Raw genomic sequence first — 19,350 nt, 5'->3', positions numbered from 1 at the left:
CTACGAGGCGCTCGGACGACACGGTATCCGTCTGGACGCACGTGTGGGTGGGGCTAGCCCCACTCCTCGGCTGACCAGGACGGTAGCGGGTTCCGCGCGGTGCACAGTGGGAGCACCGAACGGAGGGCGAAGGAAGAATCATGAGACAGCTGGGTTCGTGGCTGGCGCGCGCCGGCGTGGGGTTCGTACGGGCATGCGTCGTGGCGGTCATCAGCATGCTGGTCCCGGCCGTGTGGGCCGCAGCCGTGGCGCTGGGGATCAGGTGGGGGGCGGGAAACCCTTGGTCGTGGGTTGCGCCGGTCGTGCTGGTGTGCGGGGGCACGCTCGCCCTGTCCCGCCCGGTCTGCCGGATGGTCCGCTTCCTCGTCGCGAAGTGGACGGCCACCGTCATCCCCGCCGGGTACCGGCAGGCCGGGCCGGTGACGCGGATGTCCACCGGGTACTGGTGGAACGGCTTCAGCTACGAACGCACCCGCCGCGACGCCCTCTTGGATCAGAAGTGGCGGGTCCGGTGGAGCGACCCCGCCAACTGGCGCGACCTAAGGTTCACGGCGATCGCGCCACTCACCGCGGGCGTGGTCGCGTCCCTCCCGTCGGCCGGGGTGGCCGTGGCGATCCTCGGGCTCGGCCAGCCGGAGCCCGCCGCGCGCGTCGTCGGGACGCTCGGCCTGGTCGTGGCCGTCGCTAGCGCCCCGTACGCCTGGCGGTGTGTCGAACCAGTGGCCGTCCATTTCCTACGCCCGTCACCCGCCATGGCGCTGGCGGACCGTGTGGACGAACTGACCGCCCAGCGCGCGGATGCGACGGTCGCCCAGGCCGCCGAGATCCGCCGGATCGAGCGGGACCTGCACGACGGGGCGCAGGCCCGCCTGGTCGGGCTCGGGCTCTCTTTGGCGACTGCGGAGAAGCTAATGGAAACCGACCCTGACCAGGCCAGGACGCTGATGCGGGAAGCGCGGGCCGGTGCCACCGCGTCACTGACCGAACTCCGCGAACTGGTCCAGGGAATCAACCCGCCCGTGCTGAACGACCGCGGGCTCATCGATGCCGTCCGCGCTCTTGCCCTGGACAGCCCGCTCGAAGCGGCTGTCAGCGCAGACCTTCAACTCAGCCTGGACCCGCCGATCGAGACCGCCCTGTACTTCGCCATCGCCGAACTGCTGACCAACTCGGTCAAGCATGCCCGTGCGACCCAGGCCCGGATCTCCGTCACCCAGGACGACACCGGCATCGTCATCGATGTCGAGGACAACGGCCGCGGCGGAGCCGGCTTGCGAGCCGACGGCGGACTTGCGGGGCTGCGTCGCCGCCTCGCGGTCTTCGACGGCACCCTGGAGATCACCAGCCCGGCAGGCGGCCCGACCCGGGTGAGGATGATGGTGCCATGCGAATCGTAGTAGCCGAAGACCTCTACCTCCTGCGTGACGGAATGGTCCGCCTCATCGAGGCGTGCGGGCACCAGGTGGTGGCGACGGCAGCAACCGGACCCGAGACGCTCGATGCACTGCTGACGTGGCGGCCGGACGTTGCCGTCATCGACGTCCGCATGCCGCCGGCCCAGTCGGATGAGGGCCTGCGTGCCGCTCTTGCCGCCCGCAGCGAACTGCCCGGACTGCCGGTCCTCATCCTTTCCCAGTACGTCGAGCAGCTGTACGCCCGCGAACTCCTGGCCGACGGCGCCGGTGGCATCGGCTACTTCCTCAAAGAGAGCGTCTTCGACGCCGATCAGTTCATCGATGCCCTGGAACGCGTCGCCGGTGGCGGGACCGCCATGGACCCAGCCGTCATCGCCAAATTGCTGTCCAGCGGGTCCTCGAACCGGCGACTCGAACGGCTCACCGAACGCGAACACTCCGTGCTCAGCCTCATGGCCGAAGGATTGTCCAATCAGGCCATCGGCCAGCGGCTCTTCCTCAGCGTGAGCGCCATCAGCAAATACACGACCTCCTTGTTCGGCAAACTCGGCATCACCAATGACGACAACAACAACCGCCGCGTCCTCGCCGTCCTCACCTACCTGAACAAACCCTGATGAGCCTCGGCCCCCCCCTCGCAGTCGACGTTTCATAAGTGGTCGCTCGTGAAACACCCTGACGCCCGGAGGTCCACCTGGGGCGATCATGTTTCATGAGTTGTTGCAAACGACTGGACGTCTGAAACACCCTCATGAAACGGTCTGGGGCGTGAGCGACGACTTCAAGCGCGTGGAATCGCACGCCTGCCCGATGTCCACCTGCGCCGTCCCCGCGGGCTCGCCGTGCCGGACCGGGAAGGGCAAGGTGGCCATCCAGTACCACACCGCGCGCCTCGTGCCCCAACTCGCCAAGGCGCGCTCAGCGTGCCGACCCCCGCCGTGCGCAAGCCCGGCTCGGTCTGGACCGAACTGCCCCGGCCCGCGAGCGTCGACACCGAGCCGGTCGGACACGTCCGTTTCAGGTACGCCCGTGCCTCGACCGCCCGGCAGTCCCTCGACGCGCAGCGCGATTCCCTCGCCGATGCCGGGGTCACCCGCATCTTCTCGGAGAAGATCTCCACCCGTGCCACCAAGCGCCCCGAGTTGGAGGCCGCCGTCAAACTCGCCGGGGAGATCCGCTCCTCCGGCGTGCGCGTCACCCTCGTCGTCCACGAACACAAGCGGCTCGGCCGCGGCATCGAACTCACCATGCTCGCCGAGGAGCTGAAAGCCGGCGACGTCGGCCTGGAGTTCCTCACCGGGGAGCTGAAGGGCTCGCACGATCCCTCCGGCATCGTGTTCACCGTGCTGGCGGCCATGTCCGGCATGGAACGCGAGTACATCCGCGTCCGCACCCTCGAAGGCCACGAATCCGCCCGCAAACGCGGCAAGACCATCGGCGGCGCCGGCGTCACCGAAGAGGACATGCTGTCCATGGCCCTCCACCTGCGCGACCAAGAACTGAGCCTGCGCGACATCGCCAAGAAGCTCGTCACCACCACCGGCACGAAGAAGCGCCAACACACCTCACCTGCGACCGTCATGCGCATGCTGCGCGAACACGACGAGCAGACGGCCTTGACGGAACCCGTACGCTGACCTGCGACTCAGCCCTTGGCGTTGTTTTTTCGGACGTGACCGCGTGACCCCGCCGCCGCTTGGAGGGACCGTGCCCGCACGACTGATCTGGGCCACCAACCGCGAGAACCCGGCAGGCGTCACGCTCGTCGGGACCGGCTACTCGGATCCCCTTGACCTGAGCGAGGTGGACACGCTCTTCTTCTCCGTCGTCGTCGGCGACCCGCCCGAGGACATGCAGCCGGACCACAACACGCCGATGGCCGCCAAACTGATCGTGAGCCTCCAGGTACAGGACGCCGGCGGCACCTGGCTCCCCGTCGCCTTCCTGCACCCCTACTACCGCCAGGTACTCCTGCCCGAGGACCAGCGGGAAACAGCCCTGCCCAGCAGCCACGTGTCCGTAGGACTGTTCCTGCCAGCCGTCGGCCAGAACATTCAGTTTCCCACCGTGCCGATGGTCCTCCCCCCAACCGCGCGAATCCGCTGGGACGCCCATCGCCCCGGCCCCGGTCCCCCTCGCGGTAGAAGTAGCTGGCAACCCGCTTCGTTCGGCCGGACCGTGATCTCCCTGTTCGGGCGCTGAACCATCGCCATACCTGTCCGCGCACCACGCAGACAGCGCAGGACTGCTCAGAGGCTGGGTCACCTCGACGTGCTGCCCGGAAACGTTGTCCTGATCCGGGCGCCCCCCCCCGCAGGTCCCAAACCACGACCGGCGCTGAGCACGCGTGGCTCAGAGTTCACTCGCCAGGGCGATGACCACAGGTGTTGCAATGGCAAGGCTTCCTTCCAGCGTCGCTGAGCTGCATCGCCCGAACTGGTCGTCCCCGCGACAGCCTCCGACCCCCAGAGAACATGGAGCCTCCACGGCAAGGTCCCCGAAGGCGGGGGAGGGTGACGATCCGGCCGGACCGTGCCTGGCAGATCACGCTGTCCGCCGTACGGAAAGGACCAGCCGGTGGCCGACGTTCTCCGGACTTCGCGGTGTCTCATGAGACACCGCAGATCTACGGGGAACCGATCATGGGGTCGTCCTGAGGAAGTGCTTCCGGTGATTCTGCTGGCCTTCGGGTCTCGGAACCGGGTCGGTTGACGGTGTCGCCAGCGTGTGTTTGTGGAGTGGTGCAGGGGTAGTGCCAGTGCGTGTTGGGCGGCCGGGACGCACAACGAGCGCCGGTCGCGCGCCCCGTGTGGGGGGTGCGCGGCGGGGGGACCATCCGGTGTACGTCCATCCGAGCATGTTGGCCCTGCATCATCATCAACGACCTCGTCAGCCTCGCCAAGGAGAAACTCCAGGGCCAGGCCGCACTCAACATCGTCGGCACCGTCGCCCACCAGGAACACCTGAACCCCGTCGAAGCACTCGCCCACGTCTGGGAACTCTACGAGCGCACCATCTGCCTCATGCAACGCCTCCAGAGGCAACTCCTCGACGACCCCCGCCCAGCCGTCGCCCGCTACGCGTCCGAACTCCCCTACTGGCTCCCCTCCACCATCAACTTCACCGCCACCAGCACCCGCTACCTCCAACTCCCCGCTGCCGAGGGACGGCCACCGCAACGCATCACCGCCCCGACCATCTCCACGACGGACACCCCCGTCCTGTGGGACCCCGACGACCTGACCCCACCACCCCACCCCGCCATCGCATGGTGGTGGGACCAGCTCACCTGAGCCGGACGCAGACACCATGTCGGTCGGCCACCACCCGGCCGGATGCCGACACCGTCCGCTGAGCGGCCGCCCGCGCCACCACGACGAGGCCGTCCCCACGGGTGCTCGTGGCGCGTACGAACCTCTGGTGGATCATGGTGTGCCGCTCGGGCCGATCCTCGCGCGCGCCGACCGGCGGCGGCAGTCCAGTACCTGCTGGAGGTTCCGCCCGGCACGCGCCCGTCCACGCGGACAGAGCCACCGTCCTGATCTCTGACCTGCCGGGCCGGCGAGGGGTGGCACGGACGCGCGGGCGGAGCAGCTGGAGCCGGTCTGCCCTGATCAAGGCCATCGACCGCTTCGACCTGTCCCGCGAGGTCGAGTTCACCTCCTTCGCCGATGCCGTTCTGCCGGACGGCATCGCGTGCGTCGGCGTCGACCGCGGATCTACCGCGCTTCTTCCGTCCATTTCGCGAGCTTGGTCAGCGTCTTTTCGATGTTCCGGAGGTTCCTTTGGGGTACGCGGGCGGCCGCGAAGAGGTTGGGGGTCAGGGTGGTGGAGTAGTCGAACGTCTCGGTAACCAGGCAGCTTTCCGGGCCACGAGGGTCGAGTGTCCACCGCCAGGTGTGCCCGGCGTAGTGTTTCCAGGCGATCGCGTGGTTCTCCTCGAAATGGACCACCTCGTTGGTGATCCAGTAGGGGATCACCATGTGGACACGCATGCGGAAGACCGCCCCGTGGGACAGTCGCTCCGGATTTCCGGGGTGTGCGTCCCTCACCGACCCGTCGCCGCTGAGGCGAGCATGATTCCTCGGGTCGGCGAGTACGTCGAAGATGCGGGGTGCGGGGGCTTGCAGGAGTTTCTGGGCGTACACCTTGCGTTCCGGCATGTCAGATTCCTCCCGGTCAGATTTCTGCAGCACCCGGAGGGGACCCGTACCGAAGACTGCGCATGAGGGAGTTCTCCGGGTAGAGATGGGCCTTTTCGCTCTGGTACTGGGCGAACATTCCTCGCATGGCCATGACTGTCGGCTCGAACCTCGTCTCCTTCAGTTCGTCGTCCTCCAGATGGACGGCCTCCGCCAGGAGCAGTCCGTCTTCGACGCCGAGGTGCTGTTCCGCGAAATCTGCGACTGTCTTCCTGAGGAATTTCCGCCGGCCGATCCCTCGCTTCTCGGCCTGCACGGCGGCTCCCCAGAAGTAGTCCAGCTCCCCGCCGCCCGTGGGGTTGATGGAGGTCCAGCCGGTGACCTTGACCCCCAGTGCCCCCAGCGAGATATGGCTCACTTGGCACACGGGAGTCGCCAGGTCGGCCACCACCTCCAGATGGAACGGATCCTTCCGGCCGAAAGGCTTGCGTGCCTTGCGCAGCGCCAAGGACGTTGCGGACATCAGCCCCATCTTCCAGTCGTACGAGACAGGCCGCTGCTTCTCGGCCCGGAAGACCATGTCGACGGCTCCGGTAACCGGGAAAAGACTTTGCGGGGTGATGCGGATATTCATCGACTCAAGTTCTGCCGCCTGCTCAGGATTTCCCCAGTAGGCGGTCTCCGCGTGCGTCCAGAGGCAGTGGGGGATGTCTAGGAAATGGTCCATCCAGATCCGGATATCACCTTCTACCTTGAATTGTCCGCATGCGTAGAAGTCGCCACCCTCCAGATGGCGCTGATCGACGGGGAAGGGTGCGTCCGGGTCATTCTCAACAGATATCCAGACGAGTCCGAGTACTTCCCGCGTGTAGTAACTGCGAACAGTGCAACGGGCCTTGAACTCCTCATTCGCTCCGAACTCTTTGGGGATGTCGACACAACGGCCCGCACCGTCGAACCGGAAGTGATGGAAGTCGCATCGCAGGGTGTCGCCTTTTACGGTTCCACGCGACAACGGGATACCACGGTGACTGCACTTATCCTCTAATGCGCGGACCTGTCCGTTGGCATCACGGAAAACAGCCACGGGTGATCCCCAGTAGAATACGCGCTCGGGAGTCTTCCCGAGATCCTCTGACTTCAGAACAGGAACCCACACAATGACTCCTCACCTCAGCCCGCAGGATCGAAGGGTGAATTTTCGCACCCTTCTTGTTGCATAGGCTAGAAATTCCCTCCCGGGGTGCACTAAAACCCTGTATCCACGAGTACCTCGGTACTCGGTATCGAGCTTTCGGCACTCTGGTGCAATTTATTCCCATCTCAAGAGGGCGCCCAGGCGGCGTGTTGGCGAGGCGTGCGGAACTGGACCAAGGAGAAGTTAACTGCCAGAAGCCGGCGCCGGTGTTTTCACCACAGGCCCCTGGCCACGGTGACTGAGGCGTCGTCGTGGTATTTGCCTGCGCTGTGCAGGAGGTGTGCGGCGATCACCGTGGGGGAGTGGCGCAGGAGTGCGGGAAGAGTGTCGGAGGTCCACCGTGTGGAGATGCCGTCGGAGTGGAGGACCAGGGCGCTGCCGGGCGGCAGCGGGTAGGTGAAGGTGCGCAGCCTGTACATCTTGTGTCCGGCGGTCCCGGGCATGGAAAGCAGGCTGTTCTTGGTGGTGGCGGTCGCGATCGCGGCACTCTTGTTGCCGACCCCGCAGAACAGCACCCGGTGCATGTCGGGTTCGATACGCGCCACGGCCACCGCGGCACCCCTCGTGTCGCGCAGGGCCTGGTGGATCTCCTGCACGATCTCCTCGGGCGTGCGGCCGCCACCCGTCCGCAAGGCGTGCAGCGGCCTGACTTGCCTTGCGTGCCAGGGACCCGTGACCGAGACCGTCGCACAGCATCACCAGCAGCGCCCGTCCTTCGTCCGTCGAGGATGCTGCCGTCCGGGTGGTGGGTCCGGCGTCGTCCCAGCGGGCTGCCATCCGTCCCCGCATTCACGCTCTGTGCCGATGGGCCGGGTTACTCCGCCGCCCGCCGGCTGCGCGTCAACGCCGTCCGGTGCTGCGGGCCGGCCGGGAACGGTCCGTGGCCAGAACTGTGCCATCAGCACTGTTCCGTGCCCGGGAGCGGTGTGGAGGTCAAAGGTATCGGCGAGCCGGGCGATCATTCTCCGGCCTATGCCAAAGGTTCCGGTGGTCGAGAGGCCGTCGCGCATCGAGGCGGCGGTGTCCGCGATGCCCGGTCCGCGGTCGACGGCGAGGAACTCGACGCCGGCATGTTCGGCGGTCCGCACGATGCGCAGCAGGAGCGCCCCGTCGACGGCGTGCTTCTGCAGGTTCGAGGCGGCTTCGGCGAGCGCCGCACGGACTTCTCCGGCGCGGTGCTCACTGAGCCCGACCCGCCGGGCCAGCCGGGAGGCGGCCCCGGGGGCGGCGGTGAAATCGTCACGGAACCCACGCCACGTCCTCGTATGCCCGCCCGCCGTACTGATGGCATCAGGGTGCCCTCGACTCCGGCGTTCACCCTGCCACCGGGTACCTCAGGAGGTGGTTGCCAGGCTCAGGGCACCAATGGAGACGGGCACAGTTTGCCTCCCTTCCGGACAAGCGGAAATCTCTCCTCACGGCAGTAGACATTGTGGGTTGGGTGTGGTTATGGTTTCTCTCGTAGCCCAGAGAGACAGCAGGGCCTGGCAGAGACGAACTGCCGGGCAGCAGTACCGCAGTTGAAGTACGCATGACGGTGCGGTGGTGGAGTTGCGAAGCCGGTCAGTGGCAGATGGCGACGGAACTGACCACCGGACCCGGTGGCCCGCAGTGATCAGGGGCCACCACCCGGTAGAGCCCGCGGTGCACGCGGGAGCAGTACCCGCAGGTGCAGTACCCAGCAGTGCAAGTGCAGTACCCCTGGTGAAGGCGCCGACTGCGGGCGCGCGCACCAGGAAGTCCGGCAGTGGGGTTCTGAGCCAGAGCAGACGCAGGACGGGCGACGGGGCTGGCTGCCGGAGATGAGGTGACGCTTGCCCAGGTCACCGGCGCGGTGCTTTTCCAGGCCGCGAGCAGTACGCAACACCGCATCACCCGCAGTGCGCAGTACCAGCAGTTCAGTTGAGTGATCCCAGAGGGATGAACGGAGGAGTGCACGCATCATCAGGATCGCCCGGACGTGTGTGCGTTGAGTCCGGGTACCGCAGGACATCGAGAAATTGAGGTGGTCTGAGGTCAAGCAGCCGCGATCCCCGCAACCCCGACCGTCACACGGTCGGACAGGCGGAAACAGAGGGCCGGTGCAGTACCAGGGCCGGCAGATGGTGTAGCAGTTCCTTCGGGGCCCGGTGCCACATGGCACCGGGCCCCTCCGACATACCCCGAGCCCCGAAGAGGTGGCAGTGACAGCAGAGACGACCGTGCACGACAGATTCAAGGACGAGGACTACCCCGCCTACACCATGGGCCGCGCCGCCGAGATGATCGGCGTCACCCAGAACTTCCTGCGCGCCCTGGGTGAGACCCGCCTGATCACCCCGCTGCGCTCCGCAGGCGGCCACCGCCGCTACTCCCGCTGCCAGTTGCGTATCGCCGCGCGTGCCCGTGAGCTCGTCGACCAGGGCACCCCTCTTGAGGCCGCCTGCCGGATCGTGACCCTTGAGGATCAGCTCGACGAGGCGCAGCGGATCAACACGGAGTACCTCCGCATCACCGGCCCCGACGACACTCTTGGTGAGACGACCGCGGCCTGAACGACCGGCCGGGGGCCGGAGCGGGAGAGCCAGGAGGGCGCAGGCCACGCCCGTTTCACCCTGCCACGGCCGCCCGAGGAGCGTTGCTTCTCATTGTCCGCGTTCGGTGGGTTTCGTGGCGGCGGAGGCGTTGGTGAGGTTGGCGCCGGTGTCGGCGTCCCGGCGGGAGTCGCCGATGCCGTGCCAGTCGAGGCACATGACGGTCGCGTCGTCCTGGAGGTGACCCCCGTTGACGTCGACGACGGCCGCGATCAGGGTGCGGGCGGCTTCCCGGGGGTGCAGTGCACGGGTACGGATGATCAGGCCCGCGAGGTCGAGGCGGTCCGCGTGGCACTCCAGCATGCCGTCGGTGAGCATCACGAGCCGGTCACCCGCTCGCAGGTCCAGCGACTGCACCCGGTAGGAGTGGGTGACGTCGAGGCCGAACGGCAGGTCGACCTGCGGGGTGACCTCCCGGACCTCGCCGTCGCGCATCAACAGGGGCCAGGGGTGTCCGGCGTTGATGAACTCGCTCGTGCCGTCGATCAGACTGATGCGCAGGAGCTGACCGCTCACGTAGCTCTGACGGCCGTGCTTGCGCACGGCCTCGTCGGCCTGGCGGGCCTGTTCGGCGAGGTCGGCACCGGCCCGCCGGGCCCGGCGCAGCGCCCCGACCAGAAGCGTGGCCAGCAGTGCTGCGTCGACGTCGTGCCCCATGGCATCGGTGACGGAGAGCTGCACGGTGTTCCGGTCGATGACGTAGTCGAAGGTGTCGCCCCCGACGTGGTCGGCCGGCTCCAGCGACCCGGCGACGGCGAACTGCGCGGCCTCGCACGCCAGTGACGCCGGGAGCAGCCGGTGCTGGATCTCCGCTGCCAGGGTCAGCGGGGAGGTACGGCGCCCCCACTGGTAGACGTCGGTGAAGGACCGGTTCGCGATGACGATGTAGGCGAGGGCGTGCGCGGCCTCGCCGATCTCCCGCATCACGTTCTCGGAAGGGGCCTCGGGCAGGGACAGCTCCAGGAGCCCGATGGCGTCCCCGCGGTTGGTCACCGGGGCGACGACCCACACCCCCTGGCCCTGCCTGAGTTCCACCACGCTCGGCCGCTGAGTGCGGATCACGTCGTCGTACACGGTGCCCGCCAGGCGGATGCGCCGAACCGGCTCACCGGTTTCGACGCTGCCCGCAGCCCCGAGCCGCACAACGGAACTGCCGGTGAAGTCGGTGATCAGAAACGACACCGATGCCGCCCCGAGATGCTCTCGGAGCATGCGCGCGACCACATCGAGCGATTCCACCGGCGCCGCGCTCTCGGCCGCAGCCAGCGCTCCTGCCAGCGTCAACGCCGTGCCAGTGCTGCCCCCGCGCTCACTGCCTGCACGGCGCGACCCACGTTCATGTCGGGCCCCGTCGCCGTCACGGGCTCTTCTTGCTGGCCGCTGCTGATGGGGGGCTCCGTCCCAGGGTAGGAAAGGGAAAGCATAGGAGCCCTCACCTACCCGGACGAATCCGCGGCGTGTTGTGCAGCGCCGTGGGATCACCGTTCCCCACGACCTGGATTTCTTCGCTCCCACGCGTGGGAGCCGGCCTCGCACGCCCACCTGCGAGGGCCGACAGCGGGTCCGCGAGCGGGTCGAGGATGAGCTGGTGTTCGGCCGCAGCCGTGGCTGGGCCGTTGACCGAGGAGGCCCGCGCCGCGCCCACCGGGCCCGTGGTTGGGATGGGGCCGGGCCGTCGACCTGATGAAGGGTCGGAGCCCGGAGGTCTGCCGGGCCCGGTACGACCCGGACGTGCTGGCTCAGGCCTCGTTGGGCAGACGGATCGAGGCGAGTTTCGGGGTTGACGAGGGTGTGGATGGTGGTGATCCGGCCTTCGGCGACGCTGAAGGCGATGAGGGACAGAGAGGTCCCGTGTGCCCTGAAACCACTCGTGAGGCAGAGCGGCTTCGACGAGTTTGCGTGCAGGAGTTCGTGCGGTTGGTCCCGGTCCTGGTGTTCCGCTGCAAGAGCGACACGCAAGGTCCGGTGGCCGGACTTCTCCACCATTTGGTTCTACCCGGTGGTTGCTGTCGATGGTCACTACGTCGAGGTAGCAGATTCCGTGGGTGAAACAGGGCAGACAGGGGCTTTCGTCAGGAGACTGCGCTCGTGACGGGATCGGTGTCGCCCGAGGGCACTTCGGGGTCAGCCATCGAGCCGGGCGCCGCGGCGCCATACGGCCCGGGTGTTGAGGGTGTCGCTGATGGTGGTGGTGGGGTCGCCGTCGACCAGGAGCAGGTCGGCGCGCAGGCCTTCGGCGATACGGCCGCGGTCGGTCAGGCCGAAGCGCCGGGCGGTGGTGGAGGTGGCCGCGCGCAGGGCCTGTACGGGGGTGAGACCGGCCCGTACGAGGTACTGAAGCTCGTGGTGGACGCTGGCGCCGTGGGCGAGTCCGCCCAGGAACGGCATCGCCATGGACACATCGGTACCGGCCAGGATGTCGACACCGGCGTCGTGCAGCGCGCGCACGGACCCCAGCACGTCGGTGATCTTCCCCTGCGGGTAGTGGTTGAAGCTGCTGCGCAGCGTCTTCGTCCAGGCCTCGTCCAGCCGGGACGCCACCCGCGGGTCGTCGGCCAGCTCGTCACCGCTGATGCCCATCATCGAGGCGTCCAGCACGACGCAGGGCACGACGAAGGCGCCCGAGTCCCGGATCAGCGTGATGATCTCGTCGGTGTGCGGGCCGTCCATGAACAAGTGGACCAAACCGTCGATGCCGGCCTCGATCGCCATGCGGGTGGCGTCGATCGTCAGTGTGTGGGCGACGGTGAGCATGCCGAGCCGTTTGGCCTCGGCTACCCCTGCGTTAAGGGTGGCCCGGTCGAGCATCGGCAGGCCGGGGTGGCCTTCGACCGAGCCGTCGTCGACCATGAACTTGATGTAGTCCGAGCCGCGTTCGATCAGCTGCGGAATGAACCCGACGGCCTGCTTGGGGGTGGTCGAGAACGGCATCAGCGGCGCCGGCCCGGCGGGCCGGGCCGTACCCGGCGGTGGGCCGGGGCGGAAACCCTCGGGGAACAGCTCGCTGGGGTGGCCGCCGGGCGGGGTGATGCCGAACCCGGAGGAGCGCACGTCCGCCACGGCATCGTTGCCGGTGATGTGCGCACGGTTGTCGGCGGTGTTCGTCCCCTGCATCTCCAGCTCGGTCGTCACCCCGAACCGCAATGCCAGCGCGAGGGACTCCGCATTGGTGTGCACGTGGGCGTCGACCAGGCCTGGCAGCAGCGTTCCGCCCTGCGCGTCCACGATCTCTGCTCCCGCGGGTGCCAGCCCGCCGACCGCGAGGATCCCGGTGTCGTCGAGGACGACGGTAGTCGCCTGAAGTGTCCGGTCGCCGTCGAAGACGCGTGCGTTGACGATGGCCGTTGTGCGCATGGCTGTTTCCTGTCGTTGTCGTTCCGGAGCGGTCGCCGGTTTCCGGCCCCACCAGTCCTCTGCGAAATGCAGATGTGTGCATTGTTGCACGTAATTGTATTTCGCAGCGATCTGGAGCTACGCTGTTGGGTGTGACCAGAGGAGACGAGACCCAGGACGACGCACTGCTGGACGCGGTCGGCGCCGCGTTCGCCCGCATGCGCCGCCGCACTGCCCTGGTGGACGTCGATCCACCCGTCACGCGCAAGGACTTGGCCCGCAATCAGGTCATCAACATCGTCGACGAGGCCGACGGTGAGATGACCGTCGGCGGCATCGCCTACCAGCTCACCGTCGACTCCTCCGTGGCCAGCCGGATGGTGAGTGACTGCATCGACGCAGGACTTCTCGTCCGAGCCGCCTCCCAGCGCGACGGCCGCCGCACCGTGCTCCTCCTCACCCCTGCCGGCGCCGCCCTGCGCGACCGCTTCAGCAGCCAGCACCGCCAGGCCTTCGAGCACATCACCCGCGACTGGCCACAGGCCAAACGCCTCGAATTCGCCAGGCTGCTCGTCGAATACGCCCACGCCGCCGCCGAGCTCGGTACCCGCACTGCACCCTGACCGGCGACGGACGGGCCTGCGGGAGTCCCCCCTCAGGTCCAGCCGTGGGCACCGTCACCTCCGCGCGGCCCGCCGTGACGGTCCCGCCCGAGCCTGCGGCAACGAGAGCGGGGGATGAGGTCAGGCGTCCCCGTCGTCCTCTCCCGTGTCACCGGCGAGGTCTGCCTCCAGGTTCGCGAGCAGTCTGTCCAACAGGCCCTGCAGGGCGTCGACCTCTTGCTCGCTGAAGCCCCTCAGCGCACGGCTGTTGGTCTCGAACAGTGCCGACCGCACCCGGGGGAGCGCCGCCCTTCCGGTCGCGGTCAGGGAGACCATGCTGACCCGTCGGTCCTGTTCGGACGGCGTGCGCAGGACCAGGCCGTCACGTTCCATGCGGGCGAGCAGTTGCGCCATCGATGGCTGCTCGATCCTGGCCAGCTTCACGAGCTCCTTCTGCGGGAGCGCTTCCGCCTGGCCGAGTGCGGCGAGGACGGGGACCTGCCCGAAGGCCAGGCCCAACGGCCGTAGCCGGCGGTCGTTCAGCCGGGCCAGCACGCGCGAGGCGATGTTGATCGAGGCGGCAGGCGTGGCGTGGGTGGGAGGGTGCTTCATATCCGTAAGCGTATAGGACCCTATGGAAAAATTGCATAGGGTCCTATACGGTTTTTGTATCCGCTCTGAGAGGCAGCAAATGATCATTCGCAATGTCACCGTCATCGACGGCACCGGAGCCGCCCCGATCACCGGTGCGGAGGTGGTCGTGACCGACGGACGGTTCAGCGCCGTCCGCCGCGCTACATCAGGAGTGCGGGCGGACGGCGACGGCCCCGTGATCGACGGGCGTGGCGGCCACCTGATCCCGGGCCTGTGGGAGAGCCACACCCACCTGAGCGGTCCTGCCCTCAGCAAGCCCGAGCACGAGCGCGTCGGGCACATCACGCAGCTGCTGGAGGACTTCCTGGCCGTTGGGGTGACCAGCGTCGTCAACCTCGGCGGCCCGCTCGACCTCGAGATCCAGGCGCGCGACCACCGCGAGAAGATCTCCCGCCCGACGGCCGAGCTGTTCTTCGCGGGTCCGGTCTTCACCGGGATCAAGGGCTGGCCGGTATTGGACAGCGTGGAGCGCGCCTCCCTCGGCTACCAGATCGACAACGCCGACGACGCCTACCGCCAGGCCCTGGAGCTGGCCGACAAGGTCGACTTCATCAAGTGCATCTACGACGGAGAGCCCGGCGCACCCGACAAGCTGCCCTTCGACGCACTGAAGGCCATCGTGGCGGCCGCGCACGACAAGGGGAAGAAGGTACTTGCGCACATCCACCACCGCTCCGAGCTGGAGGAGGCCGTGGAGGCCGGTGCGGACGGCATCGAGCACGCGTTCCTGCCCGACGACGCCCGAAGCAGTGCGGAGGCACTCGACGTGGCGGCGATGTTGGCGCAGACGAACACCTACTACTGTCCGACGCTGGTCACCTGGGAGCAGCTCGCGCGCAACGGCGAGGAGGGCTACCTCCGCGAGCTGGCCGATGACGGCATCATCACCGACGCCGACATCCCGCAGATCACCGCCCGGCCGATTTACGGGCGGCCGTTTCCCCGCCACTCCGCGGAGGGCTCCCGCGCCCGGTTCGACTACGCGATGGAGACGCTCGGGGTTATGCACGACGCCGGAGTGAAGATCGCCGCCGGAAGTGACGTCGCCCTGTTGATGCCCTCGCCGCCGATGGCCCTGGTGCGGGAGTTGCAACTGCTCGCCAGGGCGGGTGTGCCGATGTCGGGCGTACTGACAGCCGGCACCCGACACGCGGCCGAGAAGATCGGCCAGGACGCGACGGCCGGGACGATCACCGAGAACGCGGTCGCTGACGCCGTCCTCCTTGACGCCGACCCGCTCGCCGACATCGCCCACCTTGTCGACCGCTCCCACCACGTCGGGACGCTGCGCCGTGGAGAGCCGCTCTGGAACCGAAGCCTGCCCGGTGCTTGATCCGCAGACGCGGACCGCGGCGGATGTCATTGCCGCTCGGGGTATGAACTACCCCTCTGGCCCTGGCCGCGACCGCGGCCGGCTTCGCGGGCCAGAGGGAGGGGCAGGCGCATGGTGTTCGTCCTTCGCAGATCACGGTGGGGCGTGATCTGCGTAGCGTAGGACGGTGCCCCAAGTGCCGGAAACGGCCAGGAGGTTCACCCGCCGGTAGAGGTTGATGACGTACAAGTGAACGTGCACCACGACGGAGCACACAGGCAGGCGGCCGGCGCGCACCCGTTGCGCCCGCACCGCGCGTCTGTTCCGCCGAAGCGGGACCAAGGAGAGTGCCTGAGAAGCCTCTCCCCACTCACGGCCTGCACCGGGGCGCACCCGGTACTTGTTCACCTCAGTGCCGGTTTCGTCGGCCATGGCCAGCACGGAGCCGAGTGCGTCGGTGAGGCAGTAGTACGGGCGGAAACGGCTACTGAACCGGCAGCAGCGCGGTCGCGGCTACCACCATGAGGATCACGACAACAACGCTGAATACAACATGCTGGCGCGGGATGACGGTTGCTGCTGCGCCCTCGTTCTCACGGGCAGAGGCCGTGAACAACTTGCGGGAGGGGAACAACCCGATCGTGAGCCCGATCAAGGAGAACGAGTAGTACACGAGGGTGGTGGCCGGGGGCCAGCCCTGTGCCCACCCAGTGATGCCAAGGCCAGCACCGTACGCGATCCAGATGAACGGGTTCACCAGACGGAACCTACGGGTGGGCACCCAGATGGCCATGGCGGAACAGAGCAGCACGAGGGCAGCTGCGGCCAGCAACCACAGCCATCCCACGCCAACGGAAGCCAGCACGAAAGCGGCCTCCTTGCCGGGCAGTGCCCGCTGTTGCCAGAGAAGGCAGCGGTGCAACACCCGATCTGCCGAACTCAATGAATGGACGCAGACCGCCGCTCCTTTCGGGAGCAGCAACCACGACGTGGGCATCATCCGCTTCGGTCGTGCCGCACTTCACTGCTTAGGTCCGGCAACCTTCGCATCCCTGGGCTGCCGCACCCAGCCCCCACCTCGACCTGTTTCTTCTGGGCAGGGCAGGGCAGGGCAGGGCAGGGCAGGGCAGGGCTTCATGTCGTTCTCCACAAAGGCGGGGGCGGCGTGCCCGCCGTACTGATGGCATCAGGGTGCCCTCGACTCTGGCGTGCACCCTCCCTCAACCATCCAGCTGCCGCACCGGATCCTTGCCTCTTGCCGGGACACCGCAGCGCGGTGGCCTCCCTCAAAGCTCAATGGGCCGTAGCTCGCGGACCGGTGAGCATTCCCCGTCTTCAACCCCGAGGCGCAGCGAGCGCGAGTTGACACTCCCCTTACGTCAGGCTTGAGGCTGTGTACCGACGAAAGGGCAGGTGGATGAGTTACTCCGTGGGGCAGGTCTCGGCCTTCGCCGGGGTGACGGTGCGGACACTGCATCATTACGACAAGGCGGGGCTACTCTCGCCCAGTGACCGCAGCCATGCCGGATACCGGCTCTACAGTGAGGCTGACCTGGTCCGTCTCCAGCAGATCCTCTTTTACCGTGAGCTCGGCTTCCCCCTCGACGAGATCACCGCAATCTTCAAGGATCCGCAGGTAGACCCCTTGGAACGGCTCCGGGCCCGGCAGCGGCAGCTGAGTGAGGAGATCGCCAGGCTGCAGCGGCTGGCCGAGGTGGCGGAACGGGCGATAGAGGTCCAGAAGGCCGGGGTGTCCCTGACTCCTCAGGAACGCTTCGAGGTCTTCGGTGAAATCACCTTCGACCTGAGCTATGCCACCGAGGCAGAACTGAAGTGGGCGCACTCGGAGGGACAGCGCGAGGCGATGGCGCGCGCGGCTGCTCACACCAAAGAGGATTGGCGTCAGCTCATGGGCGAGGCTGCCGCCTGGCGCGCGGAGCTACTCGCGGCCTTCGACGAGGGGGAGCTGAGCAACGGTGAGCGGGCCGTGGACCTTGCCGAGGAGCACCGCTTGCACATCTCACGATGGTTCACCTCCTGCCCGCCCGACATGCACCGGCGCATCGCGGACGACTTCGTCGCCGATCCCCGCGCATTCGCTCTGGTCATACCGCCGTCGCAGCAACGCCCGGGCCTGGCCGCTTACACGCGCAAGGCGGTTCACGCCAACGCGGCCCGCCACGCAGGTGGCCGTACCGATTCCGAGGAGAATCAATGAGGATCCTGATCGCCGCGGCCGGATCGCGCGGCGACGTCGCGCCCTACACGGGTCTGGGCGCCGAACTGTGCCGGGCCGGATACGACGTTGCCCTCGCCACCACAGACACCTTCGCACCCCTCGTACGCGATGCAGGGCTGAAATTTCGCAGCCTCCCCGCCGACACACGGGTGCGTGGCGGCGTCACAGGGAAACGTGAACTTATGCGCACCGCTGCCGCGTTCATTACCGAACTCGGTCAGGGCTTCGCCGACGTGATGGACGATGGTGCGGACCTGCTCCTGCTGTCGACCACCACGGCACCGCTCGGCTGGCACCTCACCGAGGCCACGGGCACACCGAGCCTCGGCGTGTACCTCCAACCCACCGCACCGACCAGCGACTTCCCGCCCGTCGTCACAGGCTCCCGCTCACTGGGCCGTCTCGCCAACCGAGCAACCGGACGCTTCGCGCTGCGGATGGCCGACCGCGTCTACGAACAGGCTGTCGCAAAGCTGCGCCACCGCCTCCAGCTCCCCCCGGCCTCACCCTGCGAGATGCGTCAACGACAGGAACAGGCGAATTGGCCCATCTTGCACGGCTTCAGCACGGCCCTGGTGCCTCGCCCCTCCGACTGGCGCTCCGGCCTGGAGGTCGTGGGCAACTGGTGGCCCCGTCACGACGCGGCCGAACGGCTGCCTACTGAGCTGGAGGACTTCCTGCGTGCCGGACCCCGACCCGTCCTCATCGGCTTCGGCAGCATGGCGTCCGGCGACGGGGAACGGTTGAGCGAGATCGCTGTGCAAGCCCTGCGCCGCGCCGGGCTGCGCGGCATCCTCCAAGCCGGCAGCGCCGGGCTCGCCGCCGACGGGGACGACGTGCTCACCATCGGGGACGTACCGCACGCCTTGCTGTTCCCACGGCTGGCCGCGGTGGTCCACCATGGCGGGGCCGGCACCTCGGCCGCCGCCTTGCGCGCTGGAGTGCCCGCGGTCACCGTACCGGTGACAGCGGACCAGCCGTTCTGGGCAGGGCGACTTGCCGCCATAGGCGCCGCCACCGACCCAATCCCCTTCCGATCCCTCACCGCCGAACGGCTTGCCGACTCACTTCACCAAGTAGTGAAGCAGCAGGCACACAGTCGAGCCGCCGCAAAAGCGGCGCAACATCTGGTGACCGAGAACGGAGCTGGTCAGGCCCTCAAGGCCATCCGACAGCTGACCGATGGTTGACGCCAATCCGTTCCTCGTCCTGGTCACTGCGCTTCTTCAGTCTGGGCACCGATCGGGTGACGGCTGAGGGCACGTAACAGGCGAGGCCCCCAGGTTGTTGATGGAGTTGTCTGACGTCTCAACCAAGCGGCCCTGGAGGCCTCGTTGGTCATCAATCCTGCCGCACTCGACGTGCCCGCATGCGCTCGTGGAGTGGGTCACCATGCTCATCGTCACCCGCGAGGGAGACCGGCGCTGCAAGCTGCGACCGTCTGAACGCGCGATGTTGGTGCTCATGTACTTACGTGAGCACATCACGTTGGCACAGATCGCCGCAGGTTTCGGGATCAGCGAGTCCACCGTCCACGCCTACACCACCGCGGTCACCGATCTGCTAGCCGAGCGCGCTCCGGGCCTGCTCAAGACACTGCGTGAAGCCGACCCGGACTTCGTCCTGCTGGACGGCACTCTCGCCGAGTGCGACCGCGTCGGTGACGGGCTAATCCCCATCCTGGCCGACCTCGTGTCGAGCACGTCTTCGCCCGCATGAAGACCTGGAAGATCCTCCGCGACTGTCACCTCAAGGGCAACGGCGTCCACCACGCCATGCTCGGCGTCGCCCGCCTGCACAACCTCAACCTCTCCAGATAGATCGGCCGCCTCGCCACAACGGGCCCCCACTCGCCCGAGATCAAAGCGGGACAAGCCCTAAA

At 67.6% G+C, this 19,350-nt stretch carries 18 protein-coding genes and 2 pseudogenes; 12 read left to right on the top strand and 8 right to left on the bottom strand.

Annotated elements, in window-relative coordinates:
- Positions 1-140 precede the first annotated feature (140 nt).
- The 5 genes from ACIQM4_RS28115 (at position 141) to ACIQM4_RS28095 (ending at position 4,708) form a co-directional block, all read left to right on the top strand.
- Positions 141-1,397, top strand: coding sequence for a sensor histidine kinase (locus ACIQM4_RS28115; protein WP_401597112.1), 1,257 nt, complete (start codon positions 141-143; stop codon positions 1,395-1,397).
- Complete coding sequence (locus tag ACIQM4_RS28110) at positions 1,385-2,032, top strand: LuxR C-terminal-related transcriptional regulator (protein WP_401597110.1); 648 nt, start codon at positions 1,385-1,387, stop codon at positions 2,030-2,032. Before ACIQM4_RS28115 ends, ACIQM4_RS28110 begins: the two co-directional genes overlap by 13 nt.
- A gap of 306 nt (positions 2,033-2,338) precedes the next feature.
- Complete coding sequence (locus ACIQM4_RS28105; protein ID WP_401597107.1) at positions 2,339-3,052, top strand: recombinase family protein; 714 nt, start codon at positions 2,339-2,341, stop codon at positions 3,050-3,052.
- A gap of 70 nt (positions 3,053-3,122) precedes the next feature.
- Entirely contained in the window at positions 3,123-3,617 is a 495-nt protein-coding gene (locus ACIQM4_RS28100) for a hypothetical protein (RefSeq protein ID WP_401597105.1), read from the top strand.
- A 614-nt stretch (positions 3,618-4,231) separates the two neighbouring features.
- Positions 4,232-4,708: a terpene synthase family protein gene (locus tag ACIQM4_RS28095; RefSeq protein WP_401597102.1), complete on the top strand. Its 477-nt coding sequence runs from the start codon at positions 4,232-4,234 to the stop codon at positions 4,706-4,708.
- A 426-nt stretch (positions 4,709-5,134) separates the two neighbouring features.
- Here ACIQM4_RS28095 and ACIQM4_RS28090 read toward each other — a convergent pair whose 3' ends face one another.
- From ACIQM4_RS28090 to ACIQM4_RS28075, 4 genes are all read right to left on the bottom strand, one after another.
- Entirely contained in the window at positions 5,135-5,578 is a 444-nt protein-coding gene (locus ACIQM4_RS28090) for an SRPBCC family protein (RefSeq protein ID WP_401597099.1), read from the bottom strand.
- A gap of 16 nt (positions 5,579-5,594) precedes the next feature.
- On the bottom strand, positions 5,595-6,716 hold the full coding sequence (locus ACIQM4_RS28085; RefSeq protein WP_401597096.1) for a Rieske 2Fe-2S domain-containing protein: 1,122 nt from the start codon (positions 6,714-6,716) through the stop codon (positions 5,595-5,597).
- 251 nt (positions 6,717-6,967) lie between these two features.
- Complete coding sequence (locus ACIQM4_RS28080; RefSeq protein WP_401597094.1) at positions 6,968-7,351, bottom strand: SpoIIE family protein phosphatase; 384 nt, start codon at positions 7,349-7,351, stop codon at positions 6,968-6,970.
- 99 nt (positions 7,352-7,450) lie between these two features.
- A complete protein-coding gene (locus tag ACIQM4_RS28075; RefSeq protein ID WP_401597482.1) occupies positions 7,451-7,960 on the bottom strand; it encodes an ATP-binding protein in 510 nt (169 codons plus the stop codon).
- Positions 7,961-8,998: 1,038 nt separating this feature from the next.
- Between ACIQM4_RS28075 and ACIQM4_RS28070 the strand changes: the two genes are divergently transcribed.
- Entirely contained in the window at positions 8,999-9,289 is a 291-nt protein-coding gene (locus ACIQM4_RS28070; protein ID WP_401597479.1) for a MerR family transcriptional regulator, read from the top strand.
- A 90-nt stretch (positions 9,290-9,379) separates the two neighbouring features.
- On the opposite strand, the gene ACIQM4_RS28065 is transcribed toward ACIQM4_RS28070, so the two are convergent.
- Positions 9,380-10,612, bottom strand: coding sequence for a PP2C family protein-serine/threonine phosphatase (locus ACIQM4_RS28065; RefSeq protein WP_401597091.1), 1,233 nt, complete (start codon positions 10,610-10,612; stop codon positions 9,380-9,382).
- 840 nt (positions 10,613-11,452) lie between these two features.
- Complete coding sequence (locus ACIQM4_RS28060) at positions 11,453-12,682, bottom strand: amidohydrolase family protein (protein WP_401597088.1); 1,230 nt, start codon at positions 12,680-12,682, stop codon at positions 11,453-11,455.
- Positions 12,683-12,807: 125 nt separating this feature from the next.
- On the opposite strand from ACIQM4_RS28060, the gene ACIQM4_RS28055 reads away from it, so the two are divergent.
- Positions 12,808-13,284: a MarR family winged helix-turn-helix transcriptional regulator gene (locus ACIQM4_RS28055; protein ID WP_401597085.1), complete on the top strand. Its 477-nt coding sequence runs from the start codon at positions 12,808-12,810 to the stop codon at positions 13,282-13,284.
- 120 nt (positions 13,285-13,404) lie between these two features.
- Here the strand turns inward: ACIQM4_RS28055 and ACIQM4_RS28050 are convergent, their stop codons facing one another.
- On the bottom strand, positions 13,405-13,875 hold the full coding sequence (locus ACIQM4_RS28050) for a MarR family winged helix-turn-helix transcriptional regulator (protein WP_401597082.1): 471 nt from the start codon (positions 13,873-13,875) through the stop codon (positions 13,405-13,407).
- 79 nt (positions 13,876-13,954) lie between these two features.
- On the opposite strand from ACIQM4_RS28050, the gene ACIQM4_RS28045 reads away from it, so the two are divergent.
- Positions 13,955-15,250, top strand: a complete 1,296-nt coding sequence (locus ACIQM4_RS28045; protein ID WP_401597079.1) for an amidohydrolase family protein — start codon at positions 13,955-13,957, stop codon at positions 15,248-15,250.
- Between the two features lie 463 nt (positions 15,251-15,713).
- On the opposite strand, the gene ACIQM4_RS28040 is transcribed toward ACIQM4_RS28045, so the two are convergent.
- The gene (locus tag ACIQM4_RS28040; RefSeq protein WP_401597076.1) at positions 15,714-16,094 is read right to left on the bottom strand and encodes a hypothetical protein; all 381 of its coding nucleotides are present in this window, start codon (positions 16,092-16,094) and stop codon (positions 15,714-15,716) included.
- Between the two features lie 552 nt (positions 16,095-16,646).
- Between ACIQM4_RS28040 and ACIQM4_RS28035 the strand changes: the two genes are divergently transcribed.
- From ACIQM4_RS28035 to ACIQM4_RS28020, 4 genes and pseudogenes are all read left to right on the top strand, one after another.
- On the top strand, positions 16,647-17,447 hold the full coding sequence (locus tag ACIQM4_RS28035; RefSeq protein WP_401597073.1) for a MerR family transcriptional regulator: 801 nt from the start codon (positions 16,647-16,649) through the stop codon (positions 17,445-17,447).
- Positions 17,444-18,658 (top strand): glycosyltransferase, encoded by a 1,215-nt coding sequence (locus tag ACIQM4_RS28030; protein WP_401597071.1) that lies wholly within the window; start codon positions 17,444-17,446, stop codon positions 18,656-18,658. The genes ACIQM4_RS28035 and ACIQM4_RS28030 overlap by 4 nt, the downstream gene beginning before the upstream one ends.
- Positions 18,659-18,802: 144 nt before the next feature.
- Positions 18,803-19,136, top strand: a pseudogene (locus ACIQM4_RS28025) (transposase family protein); the annotation flags it as partial.
- Between the two features lie 17 nt (positions 19,137-19,153).
- A pseudogene (locus ACIQM4_RS28020) lies at positions 19,154-19,288 on the top strand (transposase); the annotation flags it as partial.
- Between the last annotated feature and the right edge of the window lie 62 nt (positions 19,289-19,350).

Origin of the sequence: Streptomyces sp. NPDC091272 (assembly GCF_044757485.1) — a bacterium.
GTDB lineage: Bacteria > Actinomycetota > Actinomycetes > Streptomycetales > Streptomycetaceae > Streptomyces.
This window is presented reverse-complemented; position numbering and strand designations above follow the sequence as displayed.

What these genes read in the sequence shown, in the direction of transcription:
- ACIQM4_RS28115 (WP_401597112.1), top strand. Translation starts at nt 141, where the DNA reads ATGAGACAGCTGGGTTCGTGGCTGGCGCGCGCCGGCGTGGGGTTCGTA.
- ACIQM4_RS28110 (WP_401597110.1), top strand. Translation starts at nt 1,385, where the DNA reads ATGCGAATCGTAGTAGCCGAAGACCTCTACCTCCTGCGTGACGGAATG.
- ACIQM4_RS28090 (WP_401597099.1), bottom strand. Translation starts at nt 5,578, where the DNA reads ATGCCGGAACGCAAGGTGTACGCCCAGAAACTCCTGCAAGCCCCCGCA.
- ACIQM4_RS28070 (WP_401597479.1), top strand. Translation starts at nt 8,999, where the DNA reads ATGGGCCGCGCCGCCGAGATGATCGGCGTCACCCAGAACTTCCTGCGC.
- ACIQM4_RS28060 (WP_401597088.1), bottom strand. Translation starts at nt 12,682, where the DNA reads ATGCGCACAACGGCCATCGTCAACGCACGCGTCTTCGACGGCGACCGG.
- ACIQM4_RS28050 (WP_401597082.1), bottom strand. Translation starts at nt 13,875, where the DNA reads ATGAAGCACCCTCCCACCCACGCCACGCCTGCCGCCTCGATCAACATC.
- ACIQM4_RS28045 (WP_401597079.1), top strand. Translation starts at nt 13,955, where the DNA reads ATGATCATTCGCAATGTCACCGTCATCGACGGCACCGGAGCCGCCCCG.
- ACIQM4_RS28035 (WP_401597073.1), top strand. Translation starts at nt 16,647, where the DNA reads ATGAGTTACTCCGTGGGGCAGGTCTCGGCCTTCGCCGGGGTGACGGTG.
- ACIQM4_RS28030 (WP_401597071.1), top strand. Translation starts at nt 17,444, where the DNA reads ATGAGGATCCTGATCGCCGCGGCCGGATCGCGCGGCGACGTCGCGCCC.